This window comes from Bacillus sp. FSL R5-0576 (assembly GCF_038004765.1).
Lineage (GTDB): Bacteria > Bacillota > Bacilli > Bacillales > Bacillaceae > Bacillus > Bacillus subtilis.
The window spans coordinates 702,642-725,409 of sequence record NZ_JBBORU010000001.1 but is presented as its reverse complement, the minus strand read 5'-3'; the positions used below and the strand labels follow the sequence as shown (position 1 = coordinate 725,409).

Here is a 22,768-nt window from a genome sequence, read left to right as displayed (position 1 = left end):
GAAATTGTGTCTGCTCCATGGTAATGATTGTATCTTGGATCGTTCAGGCCTGATCATCACGGCCTTTTGGATTTCCGTCATTATAGTGAAGTATCGTGGTACAGCCTATCGCTCTAAAAACGACCCGAAAGCCATGTATACACCAACCGGCAGCTTTTGGTTCTTCTTACATACAAATCAGCTTCGACTTTAACAGAATCAAACCAATCATTAATGAAGTGATTTCTATTTTGCTGCCTTTACTCATTTATTTGATCATAAAAAGCAAAGCGTTGTTCAGCGCCAAAGCAAAGCACTAGGAATTTTTAGCTTCTTTTGTTTGATAAACAGGATTCTGTTTTGTTTTTCTTATATCTTTCAGGTAGTACTGTTCAGATGTAAAGAATTCGGTGTACAGCGCTTTTACCTTTCTGCTCAATAACAACAGCGCAATCACATTTGGAACGAGAATAAAAGCCAATGCTAAGTCCAAAAAGCCCCAAATGGCTTTTGCTCCGCCTGCGGCACCTATGATAATAGCCGCTAAATAAACGAATTTAATCACGTGTCCTGCCAGCCGCCCGAACAGAAATTCAGCTTGCTTTACACCGTAAAAAATGACAACCATAATGGTTGATACGACAAAGAAGACTAGGGAAACCGAAACGAAGTACCCTCCGCCAGAACCGAAATAATGCTGAAATGCAGCCGTCGTCAGTGCTGCCGGGTCAATTGAGGCGTTCTTCCCTGTCCAGACACCAGATGCAAGAACGACAAAAGCGGTGGTCGTGCAGATGATCAAGGTGTCAATGACAATGCCGATCACAGACCAAAACCCTTGCCGCACAGGATGATCAGTCATTGCTGCCGCATGTGCAATCGGGGCTGTTCCCATTCCGGCTTCATTAGAATAAAGCCCGCGGGCAAATCCCCAGCGAACGGTTTCCGCCAACGCAGCACCTGCGAACCCTCCAACTGCTGAAGAAGAGGTAAACGCATTTGAAAAGACGAGAGAGAAAAACGCCGGCACTGATGATAGATTCATGAGAACAATCAGGAGACCGGCACCTGCGTATGCCCCTGCCATAAGAGGCACGACAAACTCTGTTACTTTTCCGATCCGCTTTACCCCTCCTATCACCACTAACCCAATCAAAAATGCAATTCCGATTCCTGCGTATATTTTATTGAAAGAAAACGTCTCGGCAAGCGAGACTGAAACCGAATTTCCCTGAACCATAATGCTGGGAATCAGCTCCACAATCAGCGCAACAGAGAAGAATACGCCGAGCCATTTCATGCGCAGCCCTTTTGTTATGTAATACATCGGTCCCCCGACGTATTCACCCTGCTCATTTTTTTCTCTGTAATGAACAGCAAGAACACTTTCAGAAAACTTAATCGCCATGGCAAATAAGGCAATAAGCCACATCCAAAAAACCGCTCCTGGTCCTCCAAACATAATAGCGGCGGGCACACCGACAATGTTCGCTGCACCGATCGTTGAACTGAGGGCTGAGGTCAATGCCTGAAGCGGTGTGACTGTGCCCTCTCCCTTCGGCTTTTTTCCTACGCTGCCGATAGTCTGTTTGAAAATGTATAAAGGATAGCGAAATTGAAAACCTTTCAGCAAAATAGTGAAATACAACCCCGTCCCCGTCAGCAGGATGATTAGCGGCGGCCCCCACAGCCAATCAGATATATGCTCTATCCATACTAATAGACGTTCCATCCCATCACCCTTTTTTCGTTTATGGGTCATTTCCCATAGATGGAAAAACATAAACCTTTTGATATAGAACTTGGAACATAAAAAGGATGGCTTTTATCAATCGCCATCCTGCAGACAAGACAAATCAGCTGGAAGAAGGTCTGTTCCGTTCAAGCCGGTCATATACTTTATTCTTATAAAAAGCGGATGCTGGCTTTGAAAACATGCCTTTTTTGTCGACAAGCTTATCAAGCAGCAATTGCTTTTCAGATTTTTTCCTGATTAATTGCTCGCGTTCTTTTTCGTCATAGCACTTTTCGATTAAATGGTCGATGGTCATAAGCTCTTTTTTGAGAGCGCCCTCGTCCTCTGCCATTCCCGCGTTTTTCAAAATACGATAGCCCATGCGCAGCGATTCCGGCAAGTGTGCCGCGTCATCCTTCGGCAGCGGCTTCCCCATTCCCGGGAGGTTTTGAAAGTCCCCGTCTTTGATGGCGCGCTTAATTTTATCTTCAGACACAATATGGGAAAAATCCATCATTTCACCTCTTTTTATCTATACCTTATATTTTATCATACAATTCCCGATGTACCATTTTATTCCTTTATTTCTAGAAAGATACCTTGTTTTACATTTGGTAATATCAAAGCGAAACGTTGATTCGACGGCGTTTTTCGCCACTTTCTCCATCATACGATTTTCACTTTTCTAATCTGCTGATTCGTGTTATATTGGATACGTTCGTTTTTTCTATCGTTTCGCTCGAACTGGATCGGAAAAAAGGAGTGTAACAATGAAAACATTTATAAAAGAAAGAGGACTGGCCTTCTTCTTAATTGCGGTCGTCCTGTTATGGATCAAAACGTATGTCGGTTATGTCCTGAACTTCAACTTAGGAATAGACAACACGATACAAAAAATATTGCTTTTTGTGAATCCTCTTAGCTCAAGCTTGTTCTTTCTTGGCTTTGGACTCTTGTTCAAGAAAAAATTACAGCAGACAGCCATTATAGTGATTCATTTTTTAATGTCTTTTTTACTGTACGCCAACATTGTGTACTACAGATTTTTCAATGATTTTATTACAATTCCGGTCATTATGCAGGCTAAAACAAACGGCGGCCAACTCGGTGACAGCGCATTTTCGCTGATGAGACCGACTGACGCCTTTTACTTTATCGATACGATCATCCTGATCATCTTGGCGATCAAAGTAAACAAGCCTGCCGAAACGTCAAGCAAAAAATCGTTCCGAATTATTTTTGCGTCTTCAATTCTTGTGTTCTTGATCAACCTGGCAGTTGCGGAATCAGACCGTCCTGAATTGCTGACAAGATCATTCGACCGGAACTATCTTGTGAAATACTTGGGAACATACAATTTCACGATTTATGACGCTGTACAGAATATCAAGTCCAACAGCCAGCGCGCGCTTGCCGATTCCAGCGACGTAACGGAAGTAGAAAACTACATGAAAGCCAATTACGATGTGCCGAATAACGTGTATTTCGGCAAAGCGGAAGGAAAAAACGTCATTTACGTTTCACTTGAATCTTTGCAGTCATTTATCATCGACTATAAAATTGACGGCAAAGAAGTGACACCGTTCTTAAATAAACTGGCACATGATAACGAAACGTTCTACTTTGATAACTTTTTCCACCAAACGGGACAAGGCAAAACATCTGATGCTGAATTTATGATGGAAAACTCTCTGTACCCGCTGGCTCAAGGTTCAGTTTTCGTAAACAAAGCGCAAAACACGCTGCAATCCGTTCCGGCGATTCTGAAGTCTAAGAATTACACATCTGCTACTTTCCACGGGAACACGCAGACGTTCTGGAACCGTAACGAAATGTACAAAGCGGAAGGCATTGATAAATTCTTTGATTCTGCCTACTATGACATGAACGAAGAAAACACGAAAAACTACGGCATGAAAGACAAACCGTTCTTCAAAGAATCAATGCCGCTGCTGGAAAGCCTGCCGCAGCCGTTCTATACGAAGTTCATTACCCTTTCCAACCACTTCCCATTCGGAATGGATGAGGGGGATACAGACTTCCCGGCTGGAGACTTTGGTGACTCTGTCGTCGATAACTACTTCCAGTCAGCCCATTACCTTGATCAGTCCATTGAACAATTCTTCAATGATCTGAAAAAAGACGGGTTATATGATAAATCGATTATTGTGATGTACGGAGACCACTACGGCATCTCTGAAAACCACAATAAAGCGATGGCGAAAGTGCTTGGCAAGGATGAAATCACTGATTACGACAACGCCCAGCTTCAACGGGTGCCGCTCTTTATCCACGCTGCCGGCGTGAAGGGCGAGAAAGTTCATAAATATGCCGGAGACGTTGATGTGGCTCCTACCATTCTGCATCTGCTCGGAGTGGATACGAAGGACTATCTGATGTCCGGTTCTGATATTTTATCGAAAGAACACCGTGAAGTGATTCCGTTCCGAAACGGAGACTTTATTTCACCGAAGTACACGAAAATATCCGGTAAGTATTACGACACGAAAACCGGAAAAGAACTCGATGAATCCGAAGTCGACAAGTCAGAAGACTCGCTCGTCAAGAAGGAACTTGAAATGTCCGATAAAATCATAAACGGAGACCTGCTGCGGTTCTACGAGCCGAAAGGTTTTAAGAAGGTGAATCCTTCTGATTATGATTACACAAAACATGACGAAGATTCTTCCGAAACGTCAAAGGATAACGAAGATAAATAAGAAAAAGCGGAGAGGTTGCCCTCTCCGCTTTTTTATTTGACAGCAGCTCTCAATTCTTCCGCCGCAAATTCCACATTCGGGCCAATAATGACTTGAACCGATTGCCCCCCTGATTTGACAACCCCTTTTGCGCCTGCTTTCTTTAGCAGCGCTTCATCCACCAAAGCGGTATCCTTCACAGTCAGTCGCAGCCTTGTGGCGCAATGATCAATGGTTTGAAGGTTTTCTTTTCCGCCGAGCCCTTTCAGCATGATGTTTTCATTTACATCCTGAACAGTATTTTCATCCAGCACTTCATCCACATCATCGTCTTCCCGTCCAGGCGTTTTTAAATTCAAAGCCTTAATCAGTACATAAAACACGATAAAGTATACCGCTGCATAGCATATACCTACCAAAAGCAGAAGCAGCGGTTTTTCCGCGATTCCATAGCTGAGCACATAATCGATAGCTCCGGCTGAAAAAGAGAAGCCTGAACGGATGCCGAGCCAGTTGACGATAAATAAAGATAACCCGGTTAAGACCGCGTGAACAGCGTATAAAAGCGGAGATAAAAACATAAATGCAAACTCAATCGGTTCCGTAATTCCTGTGATAAACGCCGTTAAAGCAAACCCAATCATCATTCCAGCCGTCGCTTTCCGTTTAGACGGCTTCGCAGTCACAACCATAGCCAGACACGCCGCCGGAAGACCGAACATCATGATTGGGAAGAATCCCGTCATATATGTGCCCGCTGTCGGATCTTTCGCGAAAAAGCGCGCCAAATCCCCTGTCACTCCGTTATATTCTCCAAATTGGAACCAGAAAATATTGTTCAGCACATGGTGAAGGCCAAGCGGAATTAACAGCCTGTTGAAAAGGCCGAATATGCCTGCCCCGATGCCGCCGAGCCCGAGCATCCACTCTCCAAACGAGTTTATACACGATTGAATCGGCGGCCAGACGACTCCGAATATGCCCGCTAAAATGATCGTAATAATGGCTGTTATAATCGGCACAAGCCGTCTGCCGCTGAAGAACCCGAGATATTCAGGCAGCTTGGTATCCTTGAAGCGGTTATAGGTGTAACCGGCAATTAAACCGGCAATAATTCCCCCAAACACCGCCATGTTATTTGTTTTATCAATTGTCTTTGTTGCCGCGTCAAGCATCAGATACGATATCGCCCCTGATAAACCCGCGGCCCCATTGCTGTCTTTTGAAATGCCGATGGCAATTCCGATCGCAAAAATAAGCGGCAGATGATCAAAAACCGCCGTCCCCGCCTGATAGACAAACGGGATATTAAATACATCCTCTCTGCCAAGCGCAAGGATAATTCCAACCGCAGGCAGAACTGCAATCGGGAGCATAAATGACTTCCCGAGTTTTTGTAAAAATGAAAGCATACCCATCCCCCTCATACCCTTTTTTTTCAAATATACCATATAAGATATCTAGTGATCTATACCAATTTTCCCGGGGGTATTTCTTTTTTCCCAGGTCCGTGTGTTTCCTATTTTTAAGACAGTTGTGGTAAGCTTAATCTAGATTATTTAAAAAGAAAGCGGGAATGACAGATGATTGTAACAAACGATCAAGAATTAGAAGGCCTGAAAAAAATCGGAAGAATCGTCGCGCTTGCGCGTGAAGAAATGAAGCGGAAGGCAGAGCCCGGCATGAGCACAAAAGACCTTGACCTTATCGGAAAAGCTGTGCTTGATGAGCACGGCGCCGTTTCAGCTCCTGAGAAGGAATATGATTTTCCAGGTGTGACATGCATCAGCGTAAATGATGAAGTGGCTCACGGCATACCAAGCACATCCAAAATTTTAAAAGCAGGGGATCTTGTCAACATCGACATCTCCGCTGAATTTGGCGGGTTCTATTCCGACACAGGCATCTCATTTGTGCTCGGTGAAGGAGAAGAACGCCTTCATAAGCTTTGCCAATGCGCGGAAAACGCTTTTCAAAAGGGGCTTCAGCAGGCAAAAGCGGGCAAGCGCCAAAACCAGATCGGAAGAGCCGTTTATCATGAAGCACGCTCTCAAGGCTTTACCGTCATCAAAACCCTGACCGGCCACGGAATCGGACGAAGCCTGCATGAAGCGCCGAATCACATCATGAACTATTATGATCCGTTTGATAACGCACTGTTCAAAAATGGCACAGTCATCGCGCTTGAACCGTTTATTTCAACGAAAGCAGAAACGATTGTTGAAGCTGGAGACGGCTGGACGTTCAAGACGCCGGATAAAAGCATGGTTGCCCAAGTTGAACACACGATCGTCATCACAAAAGATGAACCGATTATCCTGACGAAACTGTAAAACACATTCCGGGCTTCCGGCAGGTTTAACCTCCTCCAATAGCAGGTAAAACATCATTATTCTGCACGAGGAGGTCTTGCAATGAACAGAGATCAAGAAAAAATCCAAATTGAAAACGAAATGAACGCGATGCATGGCACAATAAAAGAAGACATTTTAAAAGACTTTGATGAATTTAAAGGCTACCTGAAAAAACAAGTCAACCGAGGCAAAAAGCTGGGATTGGATGACGGCAAGCTTGTAAAAAGCGCTGCGATCTTGGGAGACTACCTCGCAAAGCATGAAGAGCCGCAAAACGGTGAAGAAATGCTGCTGCAAGAGCTTTGGAGCGTTGCAGACGAAGGTGAGAAAGAACATTTGGCACAGCTTCTGGTCAAATTGGTTGATAAACAATAAAACATGAGCCGGGCGATATGCGCCCGGCTTTCTTGATATTGTCACAGCCCGGCTCTTTCAGATATGCTACACTACTATTATGTCTGTGAAAGGAGCCTTTATCTGCATGTGGTTTATTATTTTCGGCATCATTTTTTTCATTGAAGGCATCATTATGACCGTTTACGGCGTTAAGAAAAAAAACGGGATGCTCACATATATCGGCATTGTTTTCGCCATTATGACATTTGGCGTTGTCATGATCAAACTAACCGGCCATTAAATCATATTCGGCTTTTGCTCCGCATATACATACAGAAGAACATTCGTACATCTAGTGCGAAAGGCTCAGTTTTCCCCGCATCTCTTTTCAGCATCTTTTTATAGATGTTACAATGCCAATCGTTTCGAAATCAGATAGGGAAAGGAGTTTTCTGACATGCATTACGGCAGTAAAGGCTGGTATGTGGCAGAACTAAAAAAGCAGGGGATCACGCACCATGAAGGAAGAAAGCTTCAAAGCTATAAAACCTATTTTCTTGCCAACCTGCTTGAATCAAAGAAAAAACAATCTTAAATATGGCAAAGCCGCGCACGTTGATATGCGCGGCTTTTTTCTATTCAACCGGCTGCAGCCTGTCCTTTTTTTTCATAAAGGACGCTCTCCAGCTTTCCGATAGTGCAGCCTCACTTAAAATCCGTTCAATGGCGGTGAGATTTTTTGCATCATGGTAGTTGATGCGGTTGGCGAACTGGACGGATATGCCTTTCTCTCCTCTGGACAGCAATTCAAGGTTCGCGCCGGGAGACACCCTGCCCTCCTCCAGCACGCGAAAATAAAACCCTGTATAGCCGGTTTGCTGGACCTTCAGCACGATTTCTTTTACACCAAACTTTTTCGCCAGCTTTACACACGGCTGGCGCGGCTGGCTGACCTGAACAACAGCTTCATCAAGCCTGAACACATCCCCGATGCAAACATTCTCCTCAGTCAGGCCCGCGACCGTCAGATTTTCTCCAAATGCGGCATTTGACAGCGGTCTTGAAAGGAACTCTTCCCAAAACGGATAATGCTCCGCCGGGTAGACACAGACAGCCTTATCAGGTCCGCCATGGTTGACAAGGTCCGCCTGTCCGTCTCCTTCAAAATTCTCCCGATACAGCATGACGGCTGATTCAGCCGGCCGCTTCATGATGCCGGTTTCGATTTTCTTTCCGTCATATTCAAGCGTCTGCGGTTTTCCCAGATTAAGAGAAAGAACTGAATAGCGCTCTGGTTTCATACAAACACATCCCCTTTACAGGTTGTAAAATGATTGATTATCATAAAAAGAAAAGGTGGTTTTTACATGCTTCAATACCGAATCATTGTAGACGGCCGGGTTCAAGGTGTGGGCTTTCGCTATTTTGTTCAAATGGAAGCTGATAAGCGAAAACTGGCCGGCTGGGTCAAAAACCGTGATGACGGGCGTGTCGAGATTTTGGCAGAGGGTCCGGAAAACGCCCTGCAATCGTTTGTTGAGGCTGTAAAGAACGGAAGCCCTTTCTCAAAGGTTACCGACATCTCTGTGACTGAATCCCGCAGCCTTGAAGGCCATCATCGATTTTCTATTGTTTACTCATAAGGCTTATCTTGATAAAAATAGTTCGGCTTAACGATTGAGTTATCATAGGAGCGGTGGAAGATATGAGTGGCAGCGGGTGAAATTGGCGGAATCAGCCACGTCCAGTCCCCCGTCAGCTTTCTGCCCGCTTCTTCCTCCTGTTCTTCAAACCGTTTAAACTGGCTTGCCGCTGTATGATGGTCAACGATGCTGACACCCTGCTTTTTATACGAGTGCAGCACAGCTTTATTCAATTCAACTAGCGCTTGATCCTTCCATAAATCCGTATTGTAATCAGCGGCGATGCCGATCACGGACGCTACTTTTTTGAGCTTGTCGTACCGCTTTTCATCTGCGAGGTTTCTCGCTCCGATCTCCGTGCCCATATACCAGCCGTTAAATGGCGCGGCATTATAATGAATGCCCCCGACCTCAAGCTTCATATCAGAAATAATAGGCACGCCGTACCACTTCAGCTCCAAATCAGAAAACGTCTCGATGTCCGGATGTGTGATTGGAACCTCGATCACAAGTGAACGCGGCAGCTCATACCAGACAGGCTGCTCGTCGCCTTTCATGCGAAAAATGAGCGGCAGCAGGTCAAAATCCGTTCGCTCTCCGCGCCAGCCGAACTCTTCGCAAGCTGCTGTCAGGGAACAGGAAGCCGGGTCGCCGATTCTTTCTCCGTCTGACTCATATCCAGCATACCGGATCAGCTGATGATTCCAGATCTCGACTTGCTTTTCACCCTTCTCTTCCGGAGGGAAAATCGTAATGGTCGGTCTGATTTTTCCGTTATTGGTGGCGGTTTCAATATGGTGAAAGAGGGCGTCACGCACTTCCTCCTTCGTCCGGACGTCTCGTCTGTCGATAACATTCAGCGAATTCCAGAACAATCTGCCGATGCAGCGATTGCTGTTTCTCCAAGCCATTTTCGCTCCGTGCTCCAGCTCTTCCTTCGTATGTACATAGCTTCCGGTCAGGTCAATTTCACTTTTAATGTCCTCGAGACGGTCTTTCACTTCCTCCTCCTTTCCCAATTCCTGATAGCATGCGGCAATAAACGCTTTCGCTTCGTTCCAGAGTATTTCTTTTTCTTCCAACAAACTCTCCCCTTCACATCACTTCATGCTTTTCATTGTATCGTTTTTAAGCGGCAAGACAAATGATTTTTCTGCAACTTCCTGGAAAACAATAAAAAACACCCGCGTGGTGCGGGTGTCAAATAGACGATAACCGATTTGCCAATTCAGTTAAGTCACTTCGAAAGTTTTTGCCGGTCATCGGTATGCCGTGCCCTGTCAATAACGCTTCCGGTTCAAGACCGGCCAGCTTCAGAATGGACTCCGCGGCCGTCTCTGTGTCAGGCGTGAAATAAGCCGGCGGACCGTGAAGCTCCTGTTTTTGTATCAAGACGTCAGCCATTTTCTCCTGTTCCACTGTAATAACAGCATCACCTGCTACAAGCACGCGGCCGTCATCGCGGAATAACGAAATATGGCCCGGCGTGTGTCCTGGTGTCGCGATCCACATCCACTCGTCAAGAAAAGGAACTGAACCGTCTTCCGGCAGTGCCTGGACATGTGAGGAAATATCGATGGAGTGCCGCGGAAACAGCGGCGACAGCTTGGCGACCAGCCCGCTCTTGCTGTCAGGACGAGCCGGAGGATAATCCTCTTTACCTGTTACATAAGGCATTTCCCGAGAATGGACATAAACAGGCACATCCCAATGCTCAAGGATCTCTTCGATTGCCCCAATATGGTCAAAGTGCCCGTGTGTGAGGATAATCGCCTTCAGCTGAAACCCTTCACCGAATCTTTGTTTGGCTTCATTGACAATCATGCCGGCTGATTGAGGCATGCCGGCATCAATTAAAACAAATGAGTGAGGTTCAGAAGGCAGCTGAATAAAATAGACATTCGCAATTTGCACAGTCAGGCCGTGCACCCCTTTTGCCGCTTCGAACCCCGTTCCGCTTCTGACTGAAGTCAGCGGCATATAAGGATCACTCATAATGACACCTCCGGAATGTTGTATGCCGTTAGTGTGTGTCATTACGCCTGAATTATCATACGGAAATAGAGATCGCACCGATCAATAGAGCGATAGCCGTCATGACGATCACTGCGAGAACCGCCCATTTCAATGCGAATTTTTGATGGTCATCAATAGAAACTCCGACGAGTCCGACAAGCAAATGAGTGGATGGCACAAGCGGACTCAGCATATGAATCGGCTGGCCGATAATAGAGGCTCTGGCAATTTCCACTTTATCCACACCGTATGCGACAGCTGTTTCTGATAAAATCGGCAGCACCCCGTAGAAATACGCGTCATTCGGCATCAAGAATGTGAAAATGCCGCTTGTTAAAGCAACGATCGCCGGGATCAATCCGCCCATTTGTTCCGGTATCATGGACACGAGCGAGATCGCCATTTCATCAACCATTTTCGTGCCTGTCAAAATCCCCGTGAACACCCCCGCGGCAAAAATCATTGAACCGATAGCCAGCACGTTGCTGGAATGCGCCGCGATGCGCTGTCTCTGATGCTCGAGATTGGGATAATTCACAATCAGCGCAATACAAAACGCAATGACAAACAGTACGGTTAAACTGACTTTACCCGATACTAAACATCCTATTAAAGAAAGCGTTAACAATAAATTGAACCACCAAAGTTTCGGCCGCTTCCACTCATCTTCAACCGCAGCCGCCGGTTCATTGGCATTGGCTGGCTGTTTCAGTTCAATCACACCAAGGCGCTTTCGTTCCGCTTTTCCAAGCACATACGCAACCGCCACCATACAAAGCATCCCGCTTGCAATAACAGGAATCATCGGACCTGTAAGCTCAGCTGGATCAACCCCCAGCGCACTCGCCGCCCTCGGCGTCGCACCGCCCCATGGAATCGTGTTCATGATTCCCATGCCGACTCCCGCGATTCCCGCCAGGATAATTGGCCGGATGCCTAGCAGCAAATAGAGCGGAAGCATGGCGCTTGTCGTAATCATGTACGTTGTCGAGCCATCTCCGTCCAAGGCGACGAGCATTGTAAGAACCGCTGTCCCGACAACAATTTTTAAAGGGTCTCCTTTGACCATGCTTAAAATTTTGCCAACCATTGGATCAAACAGGCCTGTATCAATCATAATTCCAAAATATAAGATCGCAAACATAATCATGACCGCAGTCGGCGCGACTTGCTGAATCCCGGAAATCATCATGTCCCCAACTTCAGTAAATCCAAATCCGGCGATAAGCGCAAACACAATCGGCGTCAAAACCAATGCTGTTAAAACAGAAAGCCGTTTTGTCATGATCAATGCCATAAACACAAGCATCATGAGAAAGCCTAAGATTGCTAACACATCCATTCCCCCTTAAATGAATCCGCTTACATTTTTTTCTCCCTTACTCCCCTTTTTGTCTTGCCTTTTTGCCATCGTATGGGAAAACCAACCGCAAGTAAATAATTTGGTTTTTTTGTATTTTTAATTTTTTAAAACCGTTTTGTTCTTTTTGATCAATTTTCGGCATGAAAAAATCCCGGGATGCCGGGATCTTAATTTCCTGTCATGATGCTTTGATAAAAAGCAGATTGCTCTTCTAAAAACCGTTTCGTTTCCCTGCTGTTTAAATAAAAGCTTTCCCAGTCCTGTTCGTTTATTTTCCGCTTCCATTCAGGTGAAGAGGTGACCTTCTTTAGCGCTTGATCCCAGTAAGAAATCTCTTCCTCAGACATATTTTTCGGGCCCAAAATCCCTCTCCAATGAGAAAAAACAAACGGGATTCCCTGCTCCTTCCACGTCGGTACATTTGGAAAACCGGGAAGTCTTTTATCAGACGTTACAGCGGCTAACGTGATATCGCCGTTTCGTTCATATGGTTTCGCTTCAGAAAGGGTCATGGAAGCTGCTTCTATCTCATGTCTGATCAGCGCCTGAATGAGCTGTTCACTGCTGTCATACTGTGAGAATTGAATGTCAAACGGGTCAATGCCGTACATATCTGCCGCTCTGACGAACGAGAGCTGATCATCATTGCCAAACCCCGGGGCAAAGCCGATTCTCACCTTGCCGGGATGCATGTTGATCTCATTCAGCACATCCTTGCCATTTGTTAACGCTGATCCTTTTGGCAATGCAACCGTCTGCCATTCCTTGGAGAGAATGGCGAGCGGAGTAAAATCGGCCATTTTTAATTTGCTTTGCCCGAGAAGATCATTGCTCAATATTAGGCTGGACGTCATGCTGATGGTTTGTTTGCTGCTTTTGTTGACATATTTCCAGCCTTTCTCTCCCCCGCCGCCGGATTTATAGACGATATGAACATCACCCTTCACGATCTGCTTCTGCCTCAAAACAGATTGGATCGCCTGCGCTGTGACATCCCAGCCGCCAGAAGGTTCGGCAGGGACGACAATTTCTATCGGCCCGTCCGGCAGGCGCGGCGCAGCCGCCTGCCTGATATCACCCTGCATAAAGATCAATAGAATAATCAATAGGATTATAGATTTTTTCATATCTAATCCGCCGCCAAATAATATTTTCTCTCCGGCCTGCCGATAATCCCGTATTCAAGCTCGGCTCTTGCTTCTTCCTTTGACACAAGGTACTCGGCATAACGGCGGGCAGTTGTTCGTGACGCCCCCATTTTTTCCCCAAGTTCCTCCGCTGTCAATCCTTCTGACGCAGTCTGAAGCGCTTCCTTAATTTTTCGCAGTGTAATCGAATTAATGCCAGTCGGCAAATCCTCTGCCGGCAAAGCTGTCTTCACACTGTTCCCAAAAATATGGTCGATCATGGCTTGGCTGACCTCCGGCTGAGACATGAGCAGCTTCCTTTTTTCTTTATACTGAAGCAGCACCTGCCTGAACTTGTCAGCCGTTACGGGTTTGATCAAATAGTGGGCAATTCCTGCCCTTAGCGCTTCCTGCAAATGCCGGGTTTCTGTTGCCGCTGTGATAATCATAATGTCCACTTCAGGAAATCGGCTTCGTATTTCAGGAATCAACGCGGTCCCAAGCTCGTCCGGCATATAAATATCCAGCAGAAGCAAATCAGCCTTGTGTCCCTTCAAAAGCGCCAATGTCTCTTTTGCGTTAGCCGCCTTGCCGATAATCTTGAATCCATCAAGCTGTTTGATCAATCTCTCATGGATTTGCGCAACTCGAAAATCATCCTCCGCAATCGCGATGTGAATCAAATGGATTCCCCCTTTGTTTCTCCTTTGGTATAAACACAGTGAATACCGCCCCGCCAGTTTTTTGATTCGCCAGTTCGATCCAGCCGCCCAGTTCACGCACTGAGTCTTTCACATTGGCCAGACCGTAGCCTCTCCTCATCCCCTTTGAAGAATAGCCTCTCTCAAACACTTCTTCCATCTTATCTGGCGGCACACCGGGCCCTGTGTCTGATACTTCAATGACAATGTCATGGCCCATATCCGTGATAAAAAACAAAACTTCCTTCACGCTTTGCTCCGCTACAGCTTCGAAAGCGTTATCAATTAAATTGCCAATAATCGTAATAAGATGGGACAAGCCGATATGCGCAGGAAGAGGCGCGAGTGAGCTGTTCTCATCAATCACCAGCTTGACCTTCTTTTCCGATGCCTTGCTTATTTTCCCTAACAAAATGGCCTGCACCTGCTGCGAATGAATGTTATGGAATAAAAGATCATGCTGTTCATTTTGCATCGCATATTCCTCTTTAATCAGATCAATGGCTTCATCATACTCCCCAAGTTCAAGCAGCCCTAAAATCGCATAAAGCTTATTTGAAAATTCATGAGTCTGCGCCCTGAGATCCTCAGAATATTTGCGAACCTCTGTCAATGTGTCGATCAGTTTCTTCAGCTCTGTTTTCTCCCTGAAGCTGACGACAATCCCATACGCCTGCCCTCCTTGATTCATCACTTTCGTATTGATAATAAACACTTGATCGTTGACGCTTACCTCCTGGTTCGGCAGCATTTCTCCTTGTTCAAGCACAGACATCAGCCCTGCTCCCGGCATGACATCATCTATAGGAAGATGGATCACAGGCTCGGGCAGCTTCAGCATCTCGGCCGCCGATACGTTCATCATGGTGACGACGCCTTCACGATTGGTGGCAATAATCCCTTCTCGAATCGCGAAAAGCATTGCGTTTCTCTCACGATATAGAGCCGCGATCTCATGCGGCTCAAGCCCGAGCGTATCCTTTCTGATGCTTTTCGCCAGCACGGCGGCGCCAATAAATCCGAGCAGCAGTACAAGCACAGCAATCACACTCAAATTTCTCAAATGCTTTTTGATGCTTTGCTCTGTCTCCGTTTGCAGAAAATCAACAGACACGCTGCCGATCACTTGGCTGTATCCCTTTTGTTCTTTTATAATCGGCGCGCTCCCTCTGATCACTCTTCGTCCATCCGCTTTTGTTTCAGAAACATGCGAACCGCCAAACAAAATTTCTCTGCTGCGCTCCAGTTTCTTTAATCCGCTTTTTCCAGAGGCGCTGCGAATGTCTCCTTTTTCGTCCAAAACATAAATGGCAAACGCGCCAGTCTGTTCTTTCATTTGTTCAATGACCTCTTGCGTCTGAGCCGCATGTCCGCCTTTTCTCTCAATGAGCTCTTTAACCGGCGGCATATAGGAAATGGTTCTCGCTGTTTGAACCGCCAGCTGCTCTGCCTGTCTCCGTTCTCCCTGTGTATGCTGAACGGCTAACGTAATGGTCAGCACACCAATGACAAAGACCAGCAGAGCCGCAATCAGCCCCATTATTTTTGTTTGCAGGGAAAAATGGAACCGCTTTTTCACCACAGCACCAGCCGTCCTTTCTACCTAGATCATACCATTTTTCACAGGCAATTTTCTCATTTTTCAAAATCCATTTTCTTACGAAGGAGTGAAAATAAAAAAAGGCAGACCGCGTCTGCCTTTTTCTTTCTACCATATTCCTAGTACTTTCCACCATAATCCGCCGATCACAAGCCATACGATGATATGAACAATCGACAGGATAAATCCGATGGACCACCATTTGCCTTGCGGGATGTAGCCTGCTCCGAAGAAGACCGGAGCCGCTCCAGAACCGTAGTGAGTCGTTGACCCGAACAGGTTACTGATGAACGCGAGGCTCAGCGCTGCTAAAAGCGGCGGTGCGCCCGCTGCCACGACGACAGCCAAAAATGCTGAATACATCGCACTAATGTGGGCTGTCGCACTTGCAAAGAAATAGTGAGAGTAATAATACACAACAATTAAAATGATGAATGCCACAATCCAAGAGAACCCTGATACGGATGATTTCATGGCATTACTGAACCAAGACACCATGCCTAATTCATTCAAGAAGTTGGCGAGCATGACAAGCGCCGCAAACCAAGTGAGCGTATCCCAAGCGCCCTGTTCTTTCTTAATATCATCCCAAGTCAGAACTTGTGATAATAAGAGAACGGACAAACCGATCAATGCGGTTGTGGTTGCGTCGATGTTGAAGCTGCCGCCAAAAATCCACAGCACGAGCACCAAAAGAAACACGATAACCATGGAAAGCTCTGATTTTTTGAACGGTCCCATTTCTTTCAGTTTTTCTGTTGCGATTTTCGCCGCATCCGGTGTTTCTTTGATTTCCGGCGGATACAGCTTGTAAATCACAAGCGGCGTGATGATTAAGCTTACAAGTCCCGGTACAATCGCGGCAATTGCCCAGCTTGTCCATGTTAAGTCCACCCCTGCGACATCATGGGCCAGCTTGGCAATCAGCGGGTTCGCCGCCATCGCTGTCAGGAACATAGCAGATGTGATCAGATTCCCCTGAAAACCGGTTTTTAATAAGAATGCACCGATTTTTCTCTCTGTTCCATTTGCCGGGCTTGATCCGAATGTTTCGGATAATGATCTGATAATAGGAAATATAATGCCTCCTGCACGCGCCGTATTACTTGGAATAGCAGGTGAAAGTATTAAATCACTGAATAGCAGTGAATAAGAAAGTCCAAGGGTTTTTTTCCCGAATTTCTGAACGAATACATACGAAATTCTCGCACCGAGCCCGGTTTTGATAAATCCCCGGGAAATAAAGAATGCGATAACGATAAGCCAAATGGTCTTATTCCCGAATCCGCTTAATGTATCCTCAATGGATAGTGTTCCAGTTAGTGCAGTAACCGCCAATGCAAAAATTGCAATTGCACCCATTGGCAAGGGCTTGGAGATAAAGCCGATAATTGTCGCTACAAAAATCGCAAACAAATGCCAAGCTTTAGGTTCAAGTCCGGACGGAGCGGGAATAAACCAGATGATTAGTCCCACAGCGACAGTAATAAGCAATGGAACAAGCTTTACTGCTGACTGTTTTCCTGCGTCTTTTTCTGAAGCCATAAATAGGTCTCCTCCTATATACTTGTTTTCCGATCCCCTTTTCCATTCTACTCCTTAACTAAGTTAATAAACATTTTAATTAATTAAAAAACACAAAGGTTAGCACCCTTTGTGTTTTTCACTTTCTTAATTTAATTTACCCGCACCCGCTTGATTTATAACATTTGATTTCACATTAGCAGAAGCATCAATCGATCCATGCAGAGACGGCGTCCAGCCAACAGAAGAGCTCAGCCCGTTTGCAGCCGATGCGTTGATCTGTGTGCCGTTCAGCAACGTGCCGGAGTCATATAAAGCCGTTCCCCCGCTGAATACGCTGATCGTTTTAGCAGCTGACAGTCCCGGTACGTCAATGACATTGTTTTGGGCATAGATTTTAGATGACTTTCCGATTCCCCATGCATAGCTGAAAGGATAACTTGAAGAGCTTGTGCTTCCTTCATAATAGTTGTTGTATACGTGCACTTGCCCGAAGCGGACTCTCGGCGCGCGCTGGACAATATTTTTGTAGCGGTTATGATGCAGCGTAATTTTTAATTTGCCGTCATCGGAGGTTTTGCTGTCACTTGATCCGAAAATGGAGCTTTTATCATGATCGTGATAATAGTTGTAGGACATCGTGATATAGTTAGCACCGTTGGAAGCATCCGTTTGGCCGTCATGGTGCTGATATTTTCTTCCATAATATTTCGGTGATGTGCTGTCCGGACGCGAACCGTCATTAAATGTACAGTGATCAATCCAGATGTGTGTGCCGCCGTTTATCGTGATGTTGTCGTATTGTGAGTTCCAGTTCCCTGAGCTTCCGTCAGTCGGATCCCATTGCGGAAAATAGTCATAGGCATCCTGGAATTCAATGTTGCGAATAATGACGTTATCACTCTTGATTTGGAAGTTTCCGCCCACGACTTTAGCGTTAGTCCCTGAACCGACGATCGTCGTGTTTGCAGGAATATCCACCATGACCCGTGCTTTTTGGTTTTTCTGAGAGCGTGCTCTCGCTTCTTCTTGTGTTCCCGACGGCTCTTTTTTGCCCCATGTGCTAGGATCATAGGCTTTCAAATATTTGTCCAAATCATACTCCGGATCTTTATAGTCATTTAGACCAAGCGGCTTCAGATTGTCATCCACGTTCATGTCAATCGTTCCCTTGATATAAATGATTTTTGGCGTTGTATTCGTTTCCTTCCCTAATGCCGAGACAAGCTGGTTTCTGTTGCTGACGGTATACACATTTGAGGACGATGCTTTTGATCCGCCTGTCGTGCCAGTCGAGTACGCGCCCCATCCATCATTGGATCCCAACGTCTGGTGGCCTAAATCAGCTGCGTTCGCGCCAGCTGGCGTCAATCCTAAAAACAGAGCCGTAGCTAACATCACTTTTTTCATCCACTATGTACCCCCATTTTCTATTTTGCGAGATTTTATTCCAATTTATCACAAAAATATAATAGCAAATTGAGGGACATTCAGAACCGAAAATGTTCCGCTATCCTATTGCGGCATTCTGCAAAATACCACCGCAAAGACCGCAAAAAAACCAAAAGGCCGACATTGGCCTTTTGGTTTTTTCTTTGCTTTATGCCCAAGCTTTCACTTTTTCGTTATCTGTCACAAAGAGAAGCACTTTTCCTTCATCTAAGCGTTTTTCAAATTGAGCGGCTTCATCTTCAGAAAAACCGATTTCGTGAATTTTATTGCGGAGCTCGTCTCCTTTTTTATTGAAGATATTTCCCACCGCGTGCTTGAAACCTGTTTCTTTGGCTCCGATCGTATTGGCATTCGTGTTGTCTGCCAGGCGTTCCGTTCTGTCATCGTCGTGAGCTAAGACGTATACATCCTCTTTCGCAACACCCATTTTCTGTAATTCCTCTACATCCTTCATGAGCTGTTCGTCATTTGTATACTCTTTTACAACTGGTTTCATGTCGATATTCCTCCTTCATGTTTTCTATATTTCTTCCATACCCGATCGTCTGTACCTGAAACAGATTCCAGAACATTGAATAGAAAAACAGGAAGAATGGTAGTAGCTATTTATTTTCCGTCCATGGTAAAGTGATAGGAACGGGACCATTTTCAGAAAAGTCAAAATTAAAGAGAAGCCGCTGCACGGAGCACACGACCATGAAATGCTGCCTTTATCCGTACGAGCAGGAGGTATGTCTAATGCAATATTTTTCACCAGAACAGCAATACAATGCTTGGATTGTGAGTGATTTAGTCAAACAGATTTTCCATAAGCGTGCCGGATGTTCACCAGGAATTCACGAGCTTGCGGTTTTTGCCGAGGAACATTTTCATATCGATATCGACTTTGTTTTCTCGATTATCATGAATATCGGCGACATTGAATTTGCACTAACAGATGAAATAGAAAAGAAATTGTCCGGTTATCTCAGCACTCTCCTTCCTTATGTCACTGCTGATATGTTCGAAACCTCTAAAGCCAACGCCCATGCGTTTTTGTCTCGAAGACACGGTAACGCTGCATACCACTTATTTGTGTCTGATGATGCTTTCATGAGAAAGCAGTAAAAAACGCAGCTTTCTTTACTAAAAAAATATTGACATGATAAGCCATGCTATTATAGTGTTACATGTGATAATGATTCTCATTACTAAATCTGAAAAAAGGAAGAATGACATGCGCACCTATTCTAACAAGTTGATTGCCATCATGAGTGTTTTATTGCTCGCCTGCCTCATTGTATCCGGCTGTTCATCAAGCCAGAATAACAACGGAAGCGGCGAAAGCAAGTCTAAGGATTCCAGAGTGATCCATGACGAAGAAGGAAAAACGACAGTAAGCGGCACACCTAAGCGGGTGGTTGTGCTTGAGCTTTCATTCTTGGATGCCGTTCACAATCTCGGCATTACGCCGGTGGGCATCGCCGATGACAACAAAAAAGATATGATTAAAAAGCTTGTCGGCAGCTCCATTGATTACACATCTGTAGGCACACGCAGCGAACCCAATCTTGAGGTCATCAGTTCCTTGAAGCCTGATTTAATCATCGCTGACGCTGAGCGCCATAAAAACATTTATAAACAGCTGAAAAAAATCGCCCCGACGATTGAATTAAAAAGCCGTGAAGCGACATATGACGAAACGATCGACAGCTTTACGACCATTGCTAAAGCATTAAATAAAGAAGATGAAGGAAAAGAAAAGCTTGCCGAGCACAAAAAAGTCATCAACGATCTAAAAGCCGAACTTCCGAAAGATGAAAACCGCAACATCGTTCTCGGCGTTGCAAGAGCGGATTCCTTCCAGCTTCATACATCATCATCCTATGACGGAGAAATCTTTAAAATGCTAGGCTTTACACACGCTGTGAAGTCAGATAACGCCTATCAAGAGGTCAGCCTCGAGCAATTGAGCAAAATCGATCCTGATATTTTGTTCATCTCAGCCAACGAAGGTAAAACCATTGTAGACGAGTGGAAAACGAACCCGCTCTGGAAAAATCTCAAAGCGGTGAAAAATGGACAAGTCTATGATGCGGACCGTGACACTTGGACAAGATTCAGAGGCATCAAGTCTAGTGAAACAAGCGCCAAAGATGTGCTTAAAAAAGTGTATAATAAATAGGACAAATGAGAAGCGAGGGGAAATCCTTGCTTCTTCGTTTTTGCAACCAGACGCAGTAAGGAAGTGAGACTGTTGTATCATTCAGCCAAACGGCGCTCATCATCAAGACTGATGATGTTCATCATTGCACTGATTATTTTTATATTTGGGCTTGGGCTGAATCTTTCAGTAGGAGCCTCAGACATCGGCATCATAGATTCATTGAAATATCTTTTTGTATGGGACGGTTCAAAGGAACAGCTCATCATCTCTACTCTTCGCCTTCCCCGCACATTAATCGGCGTTTTTGTCGGCGCCAGCCTAGCTGTAGCAGGGGCGCTGATGCAGGCTATGACCAGAAACCCTCTGGCTTCACCCCAAATTTTCGGTGTGAATGCGGGTGCATCGCTTTTTGTCGTTGCTTCTCTCGTCATTCTGCCGGCATCGCCCTATTCATCTGTTATATTCGCTTTTGCGGGTGCGGCAGCAGGCGGCGCGATTGTGTATATGATTGCCTCATCCGGCGGAATGACACCTGTCAAGCTGGCGCTGTCAGGAATGGCCGTGCACTTGTTCCTCTCCTCTATGACACAGGCCATCATTATTTTAAATGAGTCAGGTGAGGATGTTCTGTACTGGATGACAGGCGCAATCGACGGCAGCAACTGGCAGGACGTCATAACCATCGCTCCGTTTTCTGTCATTGGCATCGGGCTTGCCCTCATATTTTCCGGTTCTGTTTCTGTTCTCGGTCTCGGAGACGAAACAGCAAAAGGGCTTGGACAAAATATGAACGGCATCCGGATTCTGATCAGTTTGATTATTTTAATCCTTTCCGGCGCTTCCGTAGCCGTCGCCGGGCCGATTGGCTTTGTCGGGCTGCTCGTCCCGCATATTGTCCGCAAGCTGATCGGAGAACATTATCAATACGTGCTTCCGTTTTCGGCACTGTTCGGTGCCATTTTGCTGGTGTACGCAGATGTTCTGGCCAGATGGATTGCATTTCCTTATGAATCACCGGTCGGCATTGTCACCGCGATTATCGGAACGCCGTTTTTCTTATATTTGGCAAGGAAAGGGCGGCATCTGAAATGAAGAAAACAACCAGAAAACAAAAACGCCCCTTGCTGGCGATACTCATATTGGCCGTGATTTTGATCGTTCTGTCCGTCATCAGCATTGGAATCGGTGCATTATACATTTCACCTGATGCGGTAGTGACGAATCTGCTGGGATTGGATCATTCCTTTGAATTTATCACCCAGCAATATCGTCTGCCCCGCATCATATTAGCGATTTTGGCCGGGGCTGGGCTTGCCGCTGCCGGAGCGATTTTACAGGGTGTGATCCGAAATCCGCTCGCTTCCCCGGACGTTGTCGGCATTTCAAAAGGCTCCGGACTTGCAGCGATGGCTGTGATTCTCATCTTTCCTGAGTCGCCGGTATACGTGCTTCCGTTCTCCGCATTTGCCGGAGCCGCCATTATTGCTGTACTATTATTAATGATAGCCCGAAAAAAGAGCATTCAGCCCTCTTCACTGGCTTTATCAGGCATTGCTTTAGGCGCGGTCTGCCACGCCGGAATGCAATATATGATGGTCAAGTTTCCAGGCGACGTGAATGCTGCACTCATTTGGCTGACAGGAAGCCTCTGGGGAAGAAACTGGGAGGAAGTCAAGCTGCTTGCGCCATGGCTTTTGATTCTTTTTCCGATCGTCTGCATACTCATACCGAAGCTGGATCTTATGTCACTCGGGGATGAGCTTGCACAGGGTCTCGGAGAAAACGCAAACCGGCTGAGATTCATCCTGATTTTCACCGCGGTGGCGCTGGCGGGAAGCTGTGTAGCCGTCGTCGGCTCAATCGGTTTTATCGGCTTGCTTGCTCCGCATATCGCCAGACGGCTTACCGGAGAAAAAGCTAAATATTTACTGCCTGCATCGGCATTGATTGGTGCTATTATATTATTAATTGCAGATACGTTAGGGCGCGGCATCATGCCTCCGGTTGAAATACCTGCCGGAATACTGACAGCCGTGATCGGCGCGCCTTATTTCTTATATTTATTGAAATTCGAAGCGAGGAAACAGTAGGGA

Annotated in this window: 25 protein-coding genes and 1 pseudogene; 11 read left to right on the top strand and 15 right to left on the bottom strand. The window is 45.9% G+C overall.

Going from position 1 to position 22,768, the window contains the following annotated elements:
* Window positions 1–34: 34 nt before the first annotated feature.
* Window positions 35–299: pseudogene (locus NX903_RS03665) on the top strand (endospore germination permease); the annotation flags it as partial.
* On the opposite strand, the gene NX903_RS03660 reads toward NX903_RS03665, so the two are convergent.
* The 3 genes from NX903_RS03660 to NX903_RS03650 all read right to left on the bottom strand — a co-directional run bounded on the left by NX903_RS03660 (window position 296) and on the right by NX903_RS03650 (window position 2,384).
* Window positions 296–1,711, bottom strand: a complete 1,416-nt coding sequence (locus NX903_RS03660) for an alanine/glycine:cation symporter family protein (protein WP_015252561.1) — start codon at window positions 1,709–1,711, stop codon at window positions 296–298. The pseudogene NX903_RS03665 and the gene NX903_RS03660 overlap by 4 nt on opposite strands.
* Window positions 1,712–1,835: 124 nt before the next feature.
* The gene (locus NX903_RS03655) at window positions 1,836–2,228 is read right to left on the bottom strand and encodes a DnaJ family domain-containing protein (RefSeq protein ID WP_086343572.1); all 393 of its coding nucleotides are present in this window, start codon (window positions 2,226–2,228) and stop codon (window positions 1,836–1,838) included.
* A gap of 18 nt (window positions 2,229–2,246) precedes the next feature.
* Window positions 2,247–2,384, bottom strand: coding sequence for a hypothetical protein (locus tag NX903_RS03650; protein WP_086343571.1), 138 nt, complete (start codon window positions 2,382–2,384; stop codon window positions 2,247–2,249).
* A gap of 100 nt (window positions 2,385–2,484) precedes the next feature.
* Between NX903_RS03650 and ltaS the strand changes: the two genes are divergently transcribed.
* Window positions 2,485–4,434 (top strand): lipoteichoic acid synthase, encoded by a 1,950-nt coding sequence (ltaS, locus tag NX903_RS03645; RefSeq protein WP_003233694.1) that lies wholly within the window; start codon window positions 2,485–2,487, stop codon window positions 4,432–4,434.
* Between the two features lie 32 nt (window positions 4,435–4,466).
* Here ltaS and nagE read toward each other — a convergent pair whose 3' ends face one another.
* Window positions 4,467–5,825, bottom strand: a complete 1,359-nt coding sequence (gene nagE / locus NX903_RS03640; protein WP_014479158.1) for an N-acetylglucosamine-specific PTS transporter subunit IIBC — start codon at window positions 5,823–5,825, stop codon at window positions 4,467–4,469.
* 171 nt (window positions 5,826–5,996) lie between these two features.
* Here nagE and map point away from each other — a divergent pair, with 171 nt between their 5' ends.
* The 4 genes from map (at window position 5,997) to NX903_RS03620 (ending at window position 7,698) form a co-directional block, all read left to right on the top strand.
* Window positions 5,997–6,746, top strand: a complete 750-nt coding sequence (map, locus tag NX903_RS03635; protein ID WP_003233698.1) for a type I methionyl aminopeptidase — start codon at window positions 5,997–5,999, stop codon at window positions 6,744–6,746.
* A gap of 81 nt (window positions 6,747–6,827) precedes the next feature.
* The gene (locus NX903_RS03630) at window positions 6,828–7,142 is read left to right on the top strand and encodes a DUF3243 domain-containing protein (RefSeq protein WP_086343570.1); all 315 of its coding nucleotides are present in this window, start codon (window positions 6,828–6,830) and stop codon (window positions 7,140–7,142) included.
* A 106-nt stretch (window positions 7,143–7,248) separates the two neighbouring features.
* Window positions 7,249–7,404 carry a hypothetical protein gene (locus tag NX903_RS03625; protein WP_003244572.1) on the top strand — a complete coding sequence of 52 codons (156 nt, stop codon included), beginning with the start codon at window positions 7,249–7,251 and terminating at the stop codon, window positions 7,402–7,404.
* 156 nt (window positions 7,405–7,560) lie between these two features.
* A complete protein-coding gene (locus tag NX903_RS03620; protein WP_003233704.1) occupies window positions 7,561–7,698 on the top strand; it encodes a YflJ family protein in 138 nt (45 codons plus the stop codon).
* Window positions 7,699–7,738: 40 nt separating this feature from the next.
* On the opposite strand, the gene NX903_RS03615 is transcribed toward NX903_RS03620, so the two are convergent.
* A complete protein-coding gene (locus NX903_RS03615; RefSeq protein WP_086343569.1) occupies window positions 7,739–8,404 on the bottom strand; it encodes an MOSC domain-containing protein in 666 nt (221 codons plus the stop codon).
* A gap of 66 nt (window positions 8,405–8,470) precedes the next feature.
* Here NX903_RS03615 and NX903_RS03610 point away from each other — a divergent pair, with 66 nt between their 5' ends.
* Window positions 8,471–8,746, top strand: a complete 276-nt coding sequence (locus tag NX903_RS03610) for an acylphosphatase (protein ID WP_003243829.1) — start codon at window positions 8,471–8,473, stop codon at window positions 8,744–8,746.
* Here NX903_RS03610 and nosA read toward each other — a convergent pair.
* The 10 genes from nosA to NX903_RS03560 all read right to left on the bottom strand — a co-directional run bounded on the left by nosA (window position 8,737) and on the right by NX903_RS03560 (window position 19,025).
* Complete coding sequence (nosA, locus tag NX903_RS03605; RefSeq protein WP_042978077.1) at window positions 8,737–9,828, bottom strand: nitric oxide synthase; 1,092 nt, start codon at window positions 9,826–9,828, stop codon at window positions 8,737–8,739. The genes NX903_RS03610 and nosA overlap by 10 nt on opposite strands.
* Before the next feature lie 118 nt (window positions 9,829–9,946).
* Window positions 9,947–10,741: an MBL fold metallo-hydrolase gene (locus NX903_RS03600; protein WP_015383086.1), complete on the bottom strand. Its 795-nt coding sequence runs from the start codon at window positions 10,739–10,741 to the stop codon at window positions 9,947–9,949.
* 55 nt (window positions 10,742–10,796) lie between these two features.
* Window positions 10,797–12,098 (bottom strand): citrate transporter CitM, encoded by a 1,302-nt coding sequence (gene citM, locus NX903_RS03595; RefSeq protein ID WP_003242978.1) that lies wholly within the window; start codon window positions 12,096–12,098, stop codon window positions 10,797–10,799.
* 43 nt (window positions 12,099–12,141) lie between these two features.
* Window positions 12,142–12,267 (bottom strand): hypothetical protein, encoded by a 126-nt coding sequence (locus tag NX903_RS03590; protein ID WP_003233716.1) that lies wholly within the window; start codon window positions 12,265–12,267, stop codon window positions 12,142–12,144.
* Window positions 12,268–12,292: 25 nt separating this feature from the next.
* On the bottom strand, window positions 12,293–13,252 hold the full coding sequence (locus NX903_RS03585) for a tripartite tricarboxylate transporter substrate binding protein (protein WP_029946126.1): 960 nt from the start codon (window positions 13,250–13,252) through the stop codon (window positions 12,293–12,295).
* Window positions 13,253–13,254: 2 nt separating this feature from the next.
* A complete protein-coding gene (gene citT, locus NX903_RS03580) occupies window positions 13,255–13,935 on the bottom strand; it encodes a two-component response regulator CitT (RefSeq protein WP_086343568.1) in 681 nt (226 codons plus the stop codon).
* Entirely contained in the window at window positions 13,907–15,535 is a 1,629-nt protein-coding gene (yflR, locus tag NX903_RS03575; protein WP_086343567.1) for a two-component sensor histidine kinase CitS, read from the bottom strand. The genes citT and yflR overlap by 29 nt, the downstream gene beginning before the upstream one ends.
* Window positions 15,536–15,661: 126 nt before the next feature.
* Window positions 15,662–17,098 carry an anion permease gene (locus tag NX903_RS03570; RefSeq protein ID WP_015383080.1) on the bottom strand — a complete coding sequence of 479 codons (1,437 nt, stop codon included), beginning with the start codon at window positions 17,096–17,098 and terminating at the stop codon, window positions 15,662–15,664.
* A gap of 126 nt (window positions 17,099–17,224) precedes the next feature.
* Window positions 17,225–18,487, bottom strand: coding sequence for a pectate lyase (locus tag NX903_RS03565; protein WP_003244025.1), 1,263 nt, complete (start codon window positions 18,485–18,487; stop codon window positions 17,225–17,227).
* Window positions 18,488–18,677: 190 nt separating this feature from the next.
* Window positions 18,678–19,025, bottom strand: a complete 348-nt coding sequence (locus NX903_RS03560) for a general stress protein (RefSeq protein ID WP_003233729.1) — start codon at window positions 19,023–19,025, stop codon at window positions 18,678–18,680.
* 242 nt (window positions 19,026–19,267) lie between these two features.
* On the opposite strand from NX903_RS03560, the gene NX903_RS03555 reads away from it, so the two are divergent.
* The 4 genes from NX903_RS03555 (at window position 19,268) to yfmE (ending at window position 22,765) form a co-directional block, all read left to right on the top strand.
* Window positions 19,268–19,636 carry a YfmB family protein gene (locus tag NX903_RS03555; RefSeq protein ID WP_003233730.1) on the top strand — a complete coding sequence of 123 codons (369 nt, stop codon included), beginning with the start codon at window positions 19,268–19,270 and terminating at the stop codon, window positions 19,634–19,636.
* A gap of 109 nt (window positions 19,637–19,745) precedes the next feature.
* Complete coding sequence (gene yfmC, locus NX903_RS03550; protein ID WP_042978069.1) at window positions 19,746–20,693, top strand: Fe(3+)-citrate ABC transporter substrate-binding protein YfmC; 948 nt, start codon at window positions 19,746–19,748, stop codon at window positions 20,691–20,693.
* Between the two features lie 72 nt (window positions 20,694–20,765).
* Window positions 20,766–21,767 carry a Fe(3+) dicitrate ABC transporter permease FecD gene (gene fecD, locus NX903_RS03545; protein WP_086343566.1) on the top strand — a complete coding sequence of 334 codons (1,002 nt, stop codon included), beginning with the start codon at window positions 20,766–20,768 and terminating at the stop codon, window positions 21,765–21,767.
* On the top strand, window positions 21,764–22,765 hold the full coding sequence (yfmE, locus tag NX903_RS03540) for a Fe(3+)-citrate ABC transporter permease YfmE (protein WP_086343565.1): 1,002 nt from the start codon (window positions 21,764–21,766) through the stop codon (window positions 22,763–22,765). Before fecD ends, yfmE begins: the two co-directional genes overlap by 4 nt.
* Window positions 22,766–22,768 lie beyond the last annotated feature (3 nt).

Coding starts and splice junctions, on each gene's coding strand:
- NX903_RS03660 (WP_015252561.1), bottom strand. CDS start 1,711: ATGGAACGTCTATTAGTATGGATAGAGCATATATCTGATTGGCTGTGG.
- NX903_RS03655 (WP_086343572.1), bottom strand. CDS start 2,228: ATGGATTTTTCCCATATTGTGTCTGAAGATAAAATTAAGCGCGCCATC.
- NX903_RS03650 (WP_086343571.1), bottom strand. CDS start 2,384: ATGATGGAGAAAGTGGCGAAAAACGCCGTCGAATCAACGTTTCGCTTT.
- ltaS (WP_003233694.1), top strand. CDS start 2,485: ATGAAAACATTTATAAAAGAAAGAGGACTGGCCTTCTTCTTAATTGCG.
- nagE (WP_014479158.1), bottom strand. CDS start 5,825: ATGCTTTCATTTTTACAAAAACTCGGGAAGTCATTTATGCTCCCGATT.
- map (WP_003233698.1), top strand. CDS start 5,997: ATGATTGTAACAAACGATCAAGAATTAGAAGGCCTGAAAAAAATCGGA.
- NX903_RS03630 (WP_086343570.1), top strand. CDS start 6,828: ATGAACAGAGATCAAGAAAAAATCCAAATTGAAAACGAAATGAACGCG.
- NX903_RS03625 (WP_003244572.1), top strand. CDS start 7,249: ATGTGGTTTATTATTTTCGGCATCATTTTTTTCATTGAAGGCATCATT.
- NX903_RS03620 (WP_003233704.1), top strand. CDS start 7,561: ATGCATTACGGCAGTAAAGGCTGGTATGTGGCAGAACTAAAAAAGCAG.
- NX903_RS03615 (WP_086343569.1), bottom strand. CDS start 8,404: ATGAAACCAGAGCGCTATTCAGTTCTTTCTCTTAATCTGGGAAAACCG.
- NX903_RS03610 (WP_003243829.1), top strand. CDS start 8,471: ATGCTTCAATACCGAATCATTGTAGACGGCCGGGTTCAAGGTGTGGGC.
- NX903_RS03600 (WP_015383086.1), bottom strand. CDS start 10,741: ATGAGTGATCCTTATATGCCGCTGACTTCAGTCAGAAGCGGAACGGGG.
- NX903_RS03590 (WP_003233716.1), bottom strand. CDS start 12,267: ATGCCGAAAATTGATCAAAAAGAACAAAACGGTTTTAAAAAATTAAAA.
- NX903_RS03585 (WP_029946126.1), bottom strand. CDS start 13,252: ATGAAAAAATCTATAATCCTATTGATTATTCTATTGATCTTTATGCAG.
- NX903_RS03570 (WP_015383080.1), bottom strand. CDS start 17,098: ATGGCTTCAGAAAAAGACGCAGGAAAACAGTCAGCAGTAAAGCTTGTT.
- NX903_RS03565 (WP_003244025.1), bottom strand. CDS start 18,487: ATGAAAAAAGTGATGTTAGCTACGGCTCTGTTTTTAGGATTGACGCCA.
- NX903_RS03560 (WP_003233729.1), bottom strand. CDS start 19,025: ATGAAACCAGTTGTAAAAGAGTATACAAATGACGAACAGCTCATGAAG.
- NX903_RS03555 (WP_003233730.1), top strand. CDS start 19,268: ATGCAATATTTTTCACCAGAACAGCAATACAATGCTTGGATTGTGAGT.
- yfmC (WP_042978069.1), top strand. CDS start 19,746: ATGCGCACCTATTCTAACAAGTTGATTGCCATCATGAGTGTTTTATTG.
- yfmE (WP_086343565.1), top strand. CDS start 21,764: ATGAAGAAAACAACCAGAAAACAAAAACGCCCCTTGCTGGCGATACTC.